This is a genomic window from Rothia kristinae NBRC 15354 (assembly GCF_001570865.1).
Lineage (GTDB): Bacteria > Actinomycetota > Actinomycetes > Actinomycetales > Micrococcaceae > Rothia > Rothia kristinae.
Map to the genome: position 1 here is coordinate 32,169 of NZ_BCSM01000008.1, position 13,060 is coordinate 45,228.

At 72.0% G+C, this 13,060-nt stretch carries 9 protein-coding genes; 6 read left to right on the forward strand and 3 right to left on the reverse strand.

The annotated features are described in order from the left end of the window. Window positions 1-63 precede the first annotated feature (63 nt). Window positions 64-2,982 (reverse strand): multicopper oxidase domain-containing protein, encoded by a 2,919-nt coding sequence (locus KKR01S_RS06165; RefSeq protein WP_131800590.1) that lies wholly within the window; start codon window positions 2,980-2,982, stop codon window positions 64-66. A 116-nt stretch (window positions 2,983-3,098) separates the two neighbouring features. On the opposite strand from KKR01S_RS06165, the gene KKR01S_RS06170 reads away from it, so the two are divergent. The 4 genes from KKR01S_RS06170 (at window position 3,099) to KKR01S_RS06185 (ending at window position 7,404) form a co-directional block, all read left to right on the forward strand. Continuing rightward, entirely contained in the window at window positions 3,099-3,641 is a 543-nt protein-coding gene (locus tag KKR01S_RS06170; RefSeq protein ID WP_058730446.1) for a hypothetical protein, read from the forward strand. A 17-nt stretch (window positions 3,642-3,658) separates the two neighbouring features. Then, on the forward strand, window positions 3,659-4,978 hold the full coding sequence (locus KKR01S_RS06175; protein WP_133143478.1) for a glycosyltransferase 87 family protein: 1,320 nt from the start codon (window positions 3,659-3,661) through the stop codon (window positions 4,976-4,978). Further along, entirely contained in the window at window positions 4,975-6,309 is a 1,335-nt protein-coding gene (locus KKR01S_RS06180; protein ID WP_100463756.1) for a glycosyltransferase 87 family protein, read from the forward strand. Before KKR01S_RS06175 ends, KKR01S_RS06180 begins: the two co-directional genes overlap by 4 nt. 153 nt (window positions 6,310-6,462) lie before the next feature. Next, window positions 6,463-7,404 carry a hypothetical protein gene (locus tag KKR01S_RS06185; protein WP_058730443.1) on the forward strand — a complete coding sequence of 314 codons (942 nt, stop codon included), beginning with the start codon at window positions 6,463-6,465 and terminating at the stop codon, window positions 7,402-7,404. Between the two features lie 78 nt (window positions 7,405-7,482). On the opposite strand, the gene KKR01S_RS06190 is transcribed toward KKR01S_RS06185, so the two are convergent. Both KKR01S_RS06190 and KKR01S_RS06195 read right to left on the reverse strand, forming a co-directional pair. Further along, entirely contained in the window at window positions 7,483-8,280 is a 798-nt protein-coding gene (locus KKR01S_RS06190; protein WP_081101602.1) for a LamB/YcsF family protein, read from the reverse strand. Continuing rightward, a complete protein-coding gene (locus KKR01S_RS06195) occupies window positions 8,277-10,262 on the reverse strand; it encodes a M13 family metallopeptidase (protein ID WP_061225565.1) in 1,986 nt (661 codons plus the stop codon). The genes KKR01S_RS06190 and KKR01S_RS06195 overlap by 4 nt, the downstream gene beginning before the upstream one ends. Before the next feature lie 231 nt (window positions 10,263-10,493). Between KKR01S_RS06195 and KKR01S_RS06200 the strand changes: the two genes are divergently transcribed. Continuing rightward, window positions 10,494-11,915, forward strand: a complete 1,422-nt coding sequence (locus KKR01S_RS06200; protein WP_061225566.1) for an FAD-dependent oxidoreductase — start codon at window positions 10,494-10,496, stop codon at window positions 11,913-11,915. A 98-nt stretch (window positions 11,916-12,013) separates the two neighbouring features. Next, window positions 12,014-13,042, forward strand: a complete 1,029-nt coding sequence (locus KKR01S_RS06205) for a universal stress protein (RefSeq protein ID WP_061225590.1) — start codon at window positions 12,014-12,016, stop codon at window positions 13,040-13,042. Window positions 13,043-13,060: the final 18 nt, after the last annotated feature.

The window sequence follows — 13,060 nt, forward strand, 5'->3', positions numbered from 1 at the left end:
CCCGGTTTTCGCGTTTCTGGGAACGGATGCGCCGGCTCGGTGGAGGGGTGCGCCGCCGGAGCCTCACTCCACCCGGATCAGGCCGCGGGCGCCGCGCTCCATCTGCGCGAAGGAGTGGTTGACGAAGGTGTAGGTGCCGGGTTCCGTGAAGGTCAGCTCCACGAAGCCCCCCTGCGCGCTGGCCAGGTCCAGGGCCTGGGCCCGCCCGCCGGTGCGCCCGAAGGCGTCGCGCTCCTCCAGCAGTCGGTACGCCCCCTCCTTGTACACGGTGGTGAACTGCCCGCCGACCACGTGGAAGCTCATCCCCAGGCTCGGCCCGGCCGCCAGGGTCCAGATCCGCACCCGCTGCCCGGTGCGCGCCTCCAAGGGCTCGGCGGCGTACTGGGTCGCGTGGCCGTTGAACATCGCGAAGGTCGGCACCCCGGTGGGCACTCGGGCCGGGTCCACCTCGGTGAGCTGCCGATCGGCGTCGTCCTTCCGGCCGGTGGTCTTCAGGTAGGTCTCGCTGTGCACCAGCAGGAACTCCCGATCCACCGTCGGCAGCTCGGGCGGGTCGACGACGACCGCCCCGAACATGCCCGCAGCGATGTGACTGGACATGGGCGCGGTGGAGCAGTGGTACAGCCAGATCCCGGCCCCGTGCGCGGTGAAGCGGTACTCCAGGGACTCCCCCGGGGCGATGGTGCGCATCGGCTGATCCGGGGCGATGTCCCCGGCATGGAAGTCCACCGAGTGGCCCATCGAGGCGCGGTTGACCAGGGTCACCTCGAAGGTGTCCCCGACCCGCCCGCGCAGGGTCGGTCCCATGAAATCCCCGTTGTACGTCCACGCGCGCAGCGCCACCCCGGGGGCCACCTCCAGGGTCTGCTCGGTGACGGTCAGGGTCACCCGGTGGATCACCCCGCCCGTCCCGTTCGGCTCCAGCCCGTCGACGGCGGCCGGGGCCAGCACCGCGGAGCGGGTGCGGTGATCCTTCCCCGGGGCGGCCTGCAGGTCCAGGGCCGGTTCGGTGCCCGCGCCCTGCCCGTCAGCGGACGAGTCCCCGCGCCCCGAGGACTCCTCGCCGGGGGAGGAGGCGCCGTCGGCGCGGATGCGCAGGGTCATGCCCATCTGCCGGTGCCCCACGATCGAGCACCATCCGTCCACATCCTGGGTGATCACCCCGGCGTCCACCGACGCGGAGGCCCCCGGGTCCAGCCGCCCGGAGGTGGCTCCGCCGTCCAGGACGAGGTCGTGCACCGTGGTCTCATCCGCGTTGGTGACCTCCAGGATGAGCCGGTCCCCGGCGGGCACGGTGATCTCGGCCGGCTCGAAGCGCATCGCGGCGGTGGCCTTCACCGCCACCCGGGTGGTGTGCCCCGTGCCGGCCGGCTCCCGACCCAGCCCGTGCAGCGCCCGCTGCAGACCCGAGGGGTCCAGGGCCAGGCCCGCGGCCACGCCCAGCGCGGTCAGGCCCGCCCCGGCGAGGATCTCCCGCCGCGGGTGCGCGGGCGCGACGCCGTGATCCCGCCGGGGGCTCGGCGGGGACCCCGCGGCGTGGCCGGACGCCTCGGAGGCCGGGTCCGTCCGGGCGGCAGGCCCGGAGCCCGGCCGCGCCCACGGGGCCGACCCCGCCGCGGACCCGGGCTCCGCTCCAGGCTCGGAATCGCCCGGACGCCCCCGATCGGCTGTGGCCGCCCGGGCGGCGATCATCGCCCGGCGGGCGGCCACCTGGGCGCGCACGGCGCGGATCATCAGGGGCAGGAAGGCCGCCAGGGCGAGGACTCCGAGGATCGAGGCGATGGCCCGCACCCAGGACCCGGTGAGCGCGGGCGGCAGGACGAACAGGATCAGGCACAGCTGCACCACGGTCACCCGCAGCCAGGACAGCCGGGTCAGCTCCCGGTTCCCGGCGCGCACCGCGGCGGGCCCTCCGCCCATGGTGGCCGGCAGCAGGTAGGTCATCGCCCCCAGCAGCACCTGCACCAGGAAGCCCGCGACGAACACCGGCGTCACCGGGGTCAGATCCAGACCCGCCCAGTCGGCGCGCAGCACGAGGATCCCGGTCCACACGGCACCCGCCAGCAGCCAGCAGATCCCGGCCAGCACGGACAGCCCGGCGTAGTCCCGCGGGGCACGGGTGCGGGCCACGCTCACCAGCCACCCCAGCAGCACCACAACACCCAGGGCGTAGGCGCCCAGGCCCGCGGCCGCCGTCGAGCGCCAGCCGACCGGGGCCGAGGTCGCGGCGCCCAGGACGCCGGCCAGCAGCAGCCCCAGCGCGAGACGCAGGCGCGGCAGGGAGCTCTGCGGCATCCGGGTGCGCAGGATCGTGGGCCACAGGGTCAGCAGGGTCCCGGTGACCGTGAGCCCGACGAAGCCCAGCACGTTCACCGCCTCGTGAGCCAGCTGGACCCGGGCGTGCCCGGCCGCGCTGAGATCGGCGACGCCGAGCACCGCCCCCAGCACCGCGCCCACCGGCAGCAGCCACGCCGCGGTGATGTACCACCGGACCGTGACCGCGAAGCGAGCCGGCAGGGCCGCGCGCAGCTGGCGCCCCAGGGAGGCGGCATGCCAGGCGACGGCCCCGCCCACCAGCACCGCCCCGCCGAGCACCGCCGGAACGTGCACGGCGGGGTACGGGGTGAGCATCATCCCCGCGATCAGGACGACGACGCCGAGGTTCAGCGTCCGGATCCGCCGCAGCTGGGCGGGGCGGGCGGAGTCCGGGAGGCGGTGCTTGAGCAGGGCCTCGGCGAAGTGCTGGGACCAGATCAGGATGGAGTTGGCGATCAGCCCCAGGGCCACGAGGTGCACCAGGGTCCATCGGGCCTCGGGCAGCCACCGGTGGAAGAACACGGCGAACAGCAGCACGAGCATCCACACCGTGACCGGGCGGGAGGCTCGGCGGTGCCAGCTGGACCTGCCGCCGCCCGGGCGTCGTGCCTGCTGCTCGCCTCGCGTCCGGACCGTCACCGTCGTCGCGCCTCCCGGGGCCGTCATCGAATCATGCTTCTCCCATGCGAGTTTACCGGCCCGCGCGGTGGAGGCCGGGAGCGCAGACGCCGGGCAGGGAACCCCGGCCGGGAACCCGGGGCCAGCGGCTAGACTGGGCGCCCGTGAGATCCTTACCCGCCGTCGTCACCCTCGTCGCCGCCGCCATCCTGCAGGCGATGGGCATGTACCAGTACACCGGGGACACCATCGCCCTGTCCGGGCAGGTCTTCTTCCCGCTGCTGTTCGGGCTGATGGCGGTGTACTTGGCGTGGCGGACCAAGGACGCCCCGCGCTTCGGCGTCGTGCACGCGGTGCTGATGCTGCTGGGCTTCGCCGCCCTGGTGCTCACCGCGGTCGGGAACATCATGCGGGTCTACTCCCTGTACCCGTCCCCCTACCTGTACTACGCGGCCTTCGCGGTGCTGGTCGCGGAGCTGTTCTTCCGCATCCTCGGGATGCCCAAGAAGGCCCGTGACCCGCAGGCCGCCCCGCGGCGCACCCGTCGCCGTCGCCGTCCCGCCGGTCAGGGCCCGACCAACCTGGTCGCCCGCCCCAAGGACCGCCCCCGGGAGGACCTCGAGGACGACGCCGACGCCATCGCCCCCGCCGATGAGGACGACGCCGCTTCCGGAGGAGCCGGCCGGTCCTCCCGTCTCGCCCGGTGAGCGATGACCGCCCGGGGATGAACCGGGCCCGTCCGGGATCCACCCCGGCCGACGCGGACTCCGCGGGTCACCGGGACCGGCCGGCTCGCCCACCCGCCCGCGGGGGAGCCCTCGTCCTGCTGCGCGCCGCGGTGTGGGCCTTCGTCGCGTGGATGCTGTGGAGCCAGTTCTCCTCGGCGGTGTTCGGAGGGTCCGGGGATCTGAAGGTCTACCGGGAGGCCGCGCGCATCGTCGTCGGGGACCCGGGGGCCGCGCCCTCCCTGTACGGCGGGCCCATCTCCACGATCGGAGATTCCTCCCTCCCCTTCACCTACCCGCCGTTCGCGGCCCTGGTCATGGCGCCGCTGGCGTGGATCAGCTGGTTCTCGGGCTCCGTGCTTGTGGCGCTGCTGACCTTCGCGGTCGCGGCGTGCCTGGCGTGGGTCCTGGTGGCGTCGGTCAACCGCCGCGGCGTCCTCCTGCCCGGGCAGGCGAGCCTGGGGACGGCCGCGATCGTCGGGCTCGTGTTCGCCCTGATCTGCGCGAGCTCCCCGTGGCAGGACAACTTCGGCTTCGGCCAGATCAACCCGCTGCTGCTGGCGCTGGTGCTCGCGGACTTCCTGCGTCCGGGCACCCGGGTGCCGCGGGGAGTGCTCGTGGGGATCGCCGGCGGGCTGAAGCTCACCCCGCTGGCCTTCGGCCTGATCCTGCTGATGCGTCGGGATCTCAGGGGCCTGGCGACCCTCGCGGCGAGCTTCGCCGGGACCGTCGCCGTGGGATTCCTGCTGCTGCCCGAGGAGTCCGCGCAGTTCTGGGCCGGGGCCCTGTGGGACTCCTCCCGGGTCGGCGGGCTCGGCGATCTGCGCAACATCTCCGTGGAGGGGTGGCTCACGCACCTGCACCTCGCGGGGCCGGCGCTGAGCCTGCTGCGCGTCCTGCTGGTGCTGGTGCTGCTGGTGGCGACGTCGGCCCTGCTGCCGCTGCTGCACCGGAGGGGTCTGGTGCTCTCCGAGGTCTCCGTGACGGCGTTCCTGATGCTGCAGATCTCCCCGATCTCCTGGATCCACCACTTCGTGTGGCTGCCGGTGGCCGTGTTCGCGTGGGCGTGGGAGGTGCGCCCCAGCCTGTGGGGCGGGGTCTCCCGGGGCGCGCGGATCTGGCTGGACGCGGCCGCGTGGGTGGCCGGCGTCGGCTTCTTCATCGGTCCGCTGCTGCTGGGGCCGTGGGTCGCCGGGATGTTCGGCTGGGGCACCGGGGGAGCGGCGAGCACCCTGCCCGCCGCGGTCCTGTACGCGCTGGTGGTGGTCACCGCGGTGCATGCGGTGCGCGGCGAGCGGCACGGTACCCTGGCAGGGTGAGTTCCCCCGCCGCCTCGTCGAGTCCCCAGCCTTCCCGCCGAGACCGCGATGCCGCGGTTCCCGGGCCCTCGCGCGCCTGGCAGATCGGGGCGTGGGTCGTCGTCGTCGCGGTGGTGGGTGCGCAGCTGACGTACTCGATGCTGGTGGGCGGGCTGGACTTCTCCGTGTACCGCACGGGCGCTGCGACGATCTTCGGCAGCGACGGCGTGCGCGCGGACCTGTACGACCGGGATCTGGTGCCCCTGGGTGGGGGCTTCCTGCCGTTCACCTATCCGCCGTTCGCGGCGCTGATCCTGCTGCCCTTCGCCTTCATCCCGATGTGGCTGGGTCAGGCGATCATGCTGGCGTTCTCGGTGGCGGTGGCGTGGTGGTTCGCGGCCATCGTGTACGACTACGTCAACCACCGCGGCCGGCGGATCCCCTTCCAGGACAAGCTGGGCCGCACGACGACGATCGCCGTGCTCACCGCGGTCATCCTGCTCTCGGGGCCGTGGCGGCGCGGCATCGGGCTGGTGCAGATCAATCCGCTGATCATGCTGCTGGTGCTGGGGGATCTGCTGCGACCGGCCACCCGCCTGCCGCGCGGGTTCTTCATCGGGATCGCCGGGGGCATCAAGCTCACCCCGCTGGTCTTCGGGCTCATTCCGCTGATGCGCAAGGACGTGAAGGGCGTGCTGACCCTCGGGGCGTCCTTCCTGGGCACGATCGCCCTGGGCTTCCTCCTGCTGCCGCACCAGGCGGTGCAGTTCTGGACCTCGGCGGTCTCGGATCCCACCCGGGTGGGCAACATCAACTACCCGGACAACATCTCGGTGCAGGGCTGGCTGATGCACCTGACCCTGGAGGGGTACCACGCGCAGATGCCGACGGCGCTGCTGTCGGGGCTGCACTGGCTGCTGATCGCGGTGCTGCTGGTGGGCACGGCCGCGGTGATCCCGGTGCTGGATCGGCGGGGGATGCGGCTGTCGGTGATCGGCCTGACGGCGTTCCTGATGCTGGAGATGTCCCCGATCTCCTGGTCCCACCACAACACGTGGCTGCCGCTGATCGTGGCGGCCTTCCTGGTGGACGCGCTGCCGTGGGCCTTCCGCGAGCGGGACTGGCGCCGCACCGCCGCGCAGGTGCTGGCGTGGGCGGCCTTCGTCGGCCTGTACTACTCGCCGCTGTGGCTGGCGGCCACGGTGGCCGGAACCACCGAGAACCTGGACTACGTCTCCCGTCCTGCCCAGATCGCGGCGGGCCTGCCGATGCTCGCCCACTACCTGCTGGTCCTGCTGTGGATCACCCAGATCTGGCGCCACCGCCACGACCCCCTGCCCGCCGGGAAATGATCTCCGGGATCTGTGGAGCGGTTGGCGGGTTGTGGAGCGGTGTAGCCACTCCCTAAGTTGCCAACCACTCCACAGACGGGAGTTGGCCGGGGGTTATCCACAGATTTCCGACGTCGGCTCCCCGCGTCCTGTTCCCGGGGGGACAGTGGTCCCATGGACAGGAAGCGCCTCATCACCGCCGATGACCTGCACCTCGTCTCCCGGATGCGCCGCGAGGGAGAATCCGAACACCCGCTGCGCCGCGGGGACTGGGTGAAGGTCTGGCGCGGCTGCTATCTGGACCGCGAGCACTGGGTACGGCTCACCCCGGAGCGCCGGGCCCTGGCCAGGCATCTCGCCTACGCCAGCGTGAGCACCGGGCCGATCACCTTCTCCAGGACCTCAGCGGCCCTGGCCTGGGGGCTGCACCTGTCTCCTGTGCCCGAGGAGATCCACATCTGCGGCGATCCCCGCCCGAACCCGTCGTCGCCGCTGGTCAAGGGGCATCTGCTGCGCGGGCTCTCCGAGGATCGGCAGATCACCGATCTGGGGCTGCCGGTGACCTCTCTGCAGACCACGGCCGTGGAGTGCGCGCGCAGTCTGGACGCGCTTCCCGCCCTGGTGATCTTGGATCAGATCCTGGCCCGCGGGGTGCAGAGGGCCGCCATCGAGCGGGAACTCACCCACTCCCCGGGGAGGCATGGGAACCGCCGTGGACTGGCTGTCCTGGGACGGGCCGACGGGCTGGCCGGGTCCGTGGCGGAGACCATCGCTCGGTTCCGCATCGCGGAGGCGGGCATGCCGCTGCCGCAGCTGCAGGTCAGGGTGAACACCGCCAGCGGGAGGTTCTTCCTGGACATGGCCTGGCCGGAGCTGATGCTCGCCCTGGAGATCGACGGTTCCCTCAAGTACACCGACTACGGCCCGGCTCCGGAGGTCATCGTGAAGGAGAGATCCAGGGAGAAGGCCATCCAGAACCTCGGATGGTTCATCCTGCGGGCCGGGTGGCCTCAGCTGCACAGCGGCTGGCCGCAGTTCCGACGGATCCTCGGGGAGGCTATCCTGGTCCGCCAGCTGGAGCGCGGCCTGCCGCCGTGGACCGCTCCGAGCAGGTGATCGGTGATCTGCGAAGTGGTTGGCGGGTTATGGAGCGGCTACATCACTCCACAACCCGCCAACCACTCCACAAACGGGTTATTGAGCCGTGAAGGGGGCGATCTCCACCCCGGCCTCCTGGAGGGCGCCCCGCACCGCCCGGGCGATCCCGACGGCGTCGGGGGTGTCCCCGTGCACGCACACGGACTCCGCGCCCAGCCGCACCGGGGTGCCGTCCACGGCCTGGACCACGCCCTCGGACACCATCCGGAGCACGCGGGCAGCGATCTGCTCCGGGTCGTGCAGCACCGCGCCCGCCTCCCGGCGCGGCACCAGGGAGCCGTCCGGCAGGTAGCCCCGATCCGCGAAGGCCTCGCGCACCGGGCGCAGCCCCGCGGCTTGAGCCTCCTCCTCGATCACCGATCCCGGCAGCACCAGGATCGCCGCGCCCGGCAGGGCCGTCGCCACCCCCTCGGCCACCGCGGCGGCCTGCCCCCGCTCCCGGGCGATGACGTTGTACAGCGCCCCGTGCGGCTTCACATAGGAGACCTGCGCGCCCTCCGCCCGGGCGATCGCCTGCAGCGCCCCGATCTGCCAGATCACCGCATCCACCAGCTCGTGATGGGCCATCTCCAGGCGGCGTCGGCCGAAGCCCTGCAGATCCGGGTAGGCCACGTGCGCCCCGATCGCGGTTCCGTGCTCGACGGCGGCCCGGCAGGTCGCCCGCGCCACCGACGGGTCCCCGGCGTGGAAGCCGCAGGCCACGTTCAGCGAGGAGGCCAGCCCGGCCATCGCCGCGTCGTCGCCCATGGTCCAGGAGCCGAAGGACTCCCCGGAATCCGAGTTCAGATCGATCCGCGGCGCGGCCCCCGGCCCCCGGTCTCCGACGCCGGTCACCAGATGCTCACCCGCTCCTGCGGATCCAGCCAAAGCTCATCCTCCGGCCCCACCTCGAAGGCGTCGTAGAAGGCGTCGATGTTGCGCACGATCCCGTTGCACCGGAACTCCGCGGGGGAGTGCGGGTCCATCGAGAGGTACATCCGCAGGGTCTGCGGGCGGGCCTTGGAGCGCCACACCCGCGCGTAGGCGACGAACAGCCGCTGCAGCGCGGTCTGCCCATCCACCACCGGCGCGGAGTCGAAGTCCAGCCCCTGCTCGGCCAGGGCCCGGCGGTAGGCCTTCAGTGCGATGCCCAGACCGCCCAGGTCGCCGATGTTCTCCCCGAGGGTCAGCTCCCCGTTGACGGCGTCCCGCTCCGGGTCCAGCCCCTCCGGGACGTACCCGCTGTACTGGCGCACCAGCTCGCCGGTGCGCTTGTCGAACTCCGCCCGGTCCTGCGCGGTCCACCAGTCGTTGAGGTTGCCGTCGCCGTCGTACTTGGAGCCCTGATCGTCGAAGCCGTGCCCGATCTCGTGGCCGATCACCGCACCGATCGCCCCGAAGTTCACGGCGTCGTCGGCGTCCATGTCGAAGAACGGGGGACGCAAGATCGCGGCGGGGAACGCGATCTCGTTCATCAGCGGGTGGTAGTAGGCGTTGACCGTCTGCGGGGTCATCGCCCACTCGTCGCGGTTGATCGGCTGACCCAGCTTGCCCAGCTCGTACTCGTGCTCGAAGCGCGAGCCGCGCCGCACGTTCTCCAGCAGATCATCATCCATGCTCAGCCCGGAGTAGTCCCGCCAGGAATCCGGGTAGCCGATCTTGGGGGTGAACTTGTCCAGCTTGTCCAGGGCGCGCTCGCGGGTGGCCTCGGTCATCCAGTCCAGCGAGGAGATGGACTCGCGGTAGGCCTCGATCAGGTGCTGGACCAGCTGGAGCATCCGCTGCTTGTGCTCCGGCGGGAAGTGCCGGGCCACGTACTCCTGCCCCACCTCCTCGCCCAGCAGGGCCTCCACCAGGCCGACGCCGCGCTTCCAGCGGTCCCGGATCTGCTCGGTGCCGGTGAGGGTCTTGGAGTAGAACTCGAAGTTCTCCTGCACGATCTGCGTCCCGAGGAAGGGGGCGCGGGCGTGGATCAGGCGCCACACGGCCCACAGCCGCCAGTCCTCCAGGTCCTCCGAGACCCACAGCCGGGCCAGGCCCTCGAGGGCGGAGGGCTGGCCCACGATGACCTTCGCGAAGCCTTCGGGGGTGCCCCCGATGCCCTCGATCCACCGGGTCCAGGGGAAGCCGGGGAAGGCCTGATCCAGCTGGTCGAAGGAGTGCGGGTTGTAGCGCTTGTTGGCGTCGCGCAGGGTCACCTGGTCCCAGTGGTGGGAGGCGATCTTCTCCTCGAGGGCGTACACCCGGGCGGCGGCGTCGGCCGGGGTGGTGCCGAAGCGCTCGGCGGTCCCGGTCAGCGCGAACATCCGCTCCAGGTGCGCCCGGTAGGCCTCCCGGATCTGGGCGTGCTTGTCCTCGAAGAAGTAGTCCCGGTCCGGCAGGCCGATCCCGGACTGGGTGAGGTTCGGGACGTAGCGGGTGGCGTCCTTGGCGTCGTTGGCCACGTACAGGCCCACGGGCCCGCCGACGCCGGAGGCCTCCAGCGCGGCCAGGGCCAGCACCAGCCCGTCCCGGTCCTCGGCCTGTTCCAGCAGCGCCAGGTCCGGTTCCAGCGGGTCTGTGCCGGCGGCTTCGATGCTCTGCTCGTCCATGAAGGAGTTGTACAGCCGCCCGATGCGCGAATCCGGGTCGCGCCGGCCGATCTCGGTGATGATGTCCCGGACCTGCTCCTCGGCGAGGTCGCGCAGGTGGTGGAAGGCGCCGTCGATGCCGCGGTCGGCGGGGATCTCATGGGCGGCGATCCAGGGGCCGTTGACGTGGCGGTAGAAGTCATCGCCCGGGCGGATCGAGGGGTCGAAGGTCAGCTCGGGGGCTGTGGTGTCGGTGCTCTGCGTCATACGCACCAAGGTAATGTGTGCGCTCGCACCCTCGCACCCGGGTTCACCCACCGCGTGGCGCACCCCGGCGACGGTGTCGCCCCGATCGCGCATGTGACGCCGCCTGACGCCGGGTTGAGCGGGTCTGTTCGGGTGAGGCGAGCCTGACTAGACTGGCGAGGCGATGCCCACGGGGCCGCGCTCCAGCCGGGAGTCCGCGCCCCTCGCGGTCGACCGAAAGGAAACAACGCTTTGTCTCAAGACCAGCGCCCCCTGCGCGTGGCCGTCATCGGGGCCGGCCCCGCCGGGATCTACGCCGCGGACCTGCTGTCCCGCTCCGAGGCCGTCGCCGAGGGGCAGGTGCGCGTCAGCATCGACATCTTCGACCGCTACCCCGCCCCCTTCGGCCTGATCCGCTACGGCGTGGCCCCGGATCACCCCCGCATCAAGGGCATCGTGAACTCCCTGCACAAGATCATGGAGAATCCGGACATCCGGTTCTTCGGCAACGTCGAGTACGGCACGGACCTGACCCTGGCGCAGCTGCGCGAGCACTACGACGCCGTCATCTTCGCCACCGGCGCCTTCTACGACGCATCCCTGCACATCCCCGGCATCGAGCTGGACGGCTCCTACGGCGCGGCGGACTTCGTCGCCTGGTACGACGGGCATCCGGATGTGCCGCGTGAGTGGCCGCTGCGGGCGAAGGAGATCGCGGTGCTGGGCAACGGCAACGTCGCCCTGGACGTGGCGCGGGTGCTGTCCAAGCACGCCGAGGACCTGCTGACCACCGAGATCCCCGAAAACGTCTACGCCGGGCTGAAGGATTCCCCGGTCACCGATGTGCACGTCTTCGGCCGCCGTGGGCCGGCCCAGATGAAGTTCACCCCGCTGGAGCTGCGGGAGCTGGCCAAGTCCCGGGACGTGGACATCGTGCTGCACGAGGAGGACCTCCAGTACGACGAGGCCTCGCAGGCCGCGATCGAGTCCAACAACCAGATCAAGGCCCTGATCAAGACCATCGACAAGTGGAAGGCCGAGCAGGCCGAGCGCACCGAGCACGCCTCCCGGCGCCTGCACCTGCACTTCCTGCAGTCCCCGGCGGAGATCGTAGGGGATGAGGACGGGAAGGTCGCCGCGATCCGCATGGAGCGCAACGAGCTGGACGGCGCCGGCGGCATCCGGCCCACCGGCGAGATCCTGGAGTACCCGGTGCAGGCCGTGTACCGGGCCATCGGCTACTTCGGCTCCGAGCTGCCGGAGATCGGCTTCGACCGCACCCGCGGGGTCATCACCAACGTGGAGGGCCGGGTGGTGGACGAGACCGAGACGCCGGTGCCGGGGCTGTACGCGACGGGCTGGATCAAGCGCGGGCCCGTGGGGCTGATCGGCTCCACCAAGTCCGATGCCCTGGAGACCATCACGCACCTGCTCGAGGACCGCGCCTTCACCGCCGCGCACCCGGAGCCGGAGGCCGTGCCGGCCCTGCTGGACCGGGGCGGCGTCGAGTTCACCACGTGGGAGGGCTGGCACGCCCTGGACGCGCACGAGAAGGCGCTGGGTGCGGCCGCTCAGGATGCCGCCGGGAACCCGCGCCAGCGGGTGAAGGTCGTGGAGCGGGAGCAGATGGTGGACATCTCCCGCTCCGGGGCCTCGGCGGACGCCCGGGACTGAGGGCTTCCGCCGCGTCATCTCGGGCTGGCAGGGCCCCAGCCGGCCTAGACTGGAGGCATCGAGAACCCTCGTCTTCGCAGTCGCAAGGAGAGATGGAGATGACCGAGAACAACGGCGTTCGGCAGGATGGCGGCAGCTTCGGGCGGGAGGCGGTGGCTCAGCGCGCCAGCTCCCCCTCGGCCGAGGAGCTGCGCGGGGAGATCGTCGTCGGCATCGACGGCTCCGAGCAGAGCTTCGGCGCGCTGACCTGGGCGGTCGCGGAGGCCGAGCGCCGTGCGGCGGCGGTGCGCCTGGTCACCGCGTACTCCCTGCCGGTGTTCACCGGCTCCGGCTTCGACGCCGGATACTCCGTGGTGGATGAGAAGGCCCTGGAGGACGGGGTCGCCCAGATCCTCGACGAGGCCCGCTCGCGGGTGGGGGAGACGACGGTGCCGCTGCGGGCCACGGTGGAGACCGGGGACGCCTCGACGATCCTCGTGGACTTCTCCGAGCACGCCGAGCTGGTGGTGGTCGGCTCCCGCACGGCCCGCGGCTTCATGGGCCGCCTGCTGGGCACCGTGTCCACCTCCCTGCCGGCCCGGGCGCACTGCCCCGTCGTCGTCGTGCCGCTGCCGTGGGCTCAGCAGGCCGGCAAGGATCTGCAGGTGCTGGCCCCGAGCCAGCGCGTGGTGGTCGGCTCGGACGGGTCGGATCAGGCGCGCATCGCGATCCTGGAGGCCGCGGAGCAGGCCCAGCGCTACGGCGTCGGGCTGACCCTGGTCAACGCGCTGGCCCCGTACACCGGCGCGCTGAGCTGGGTGCCGGCGGCCGTGGACTTCGAGGCGATCTACCGCGAGGTCGCGGACCTGCAGGAGAAGGTCAAGGCCTGGATCCACGAGTACTACCCGGATCTGACGGTGGACGCCGAGCTGATCGACGGCTCCCCGGTGGAGGTGCTCCTGGAGGCTGGGCAGAAGGCGGATCTGACCGTGGTGGGCACCCGGGGGCGCGGCGGGCTGCGCGGGATCATCCTCGGCTCGGTGTCCCAGGGGGTGCTGCACAGCTCGGACCGGCCCGTGATGATCGTCCCGGATCGGGAGGATCCGCGGCTGGAGCAGGCCCCGGAGGCGTCGGTGGTCTGGGGCTGATCCCCGCGGCCCCGGCTG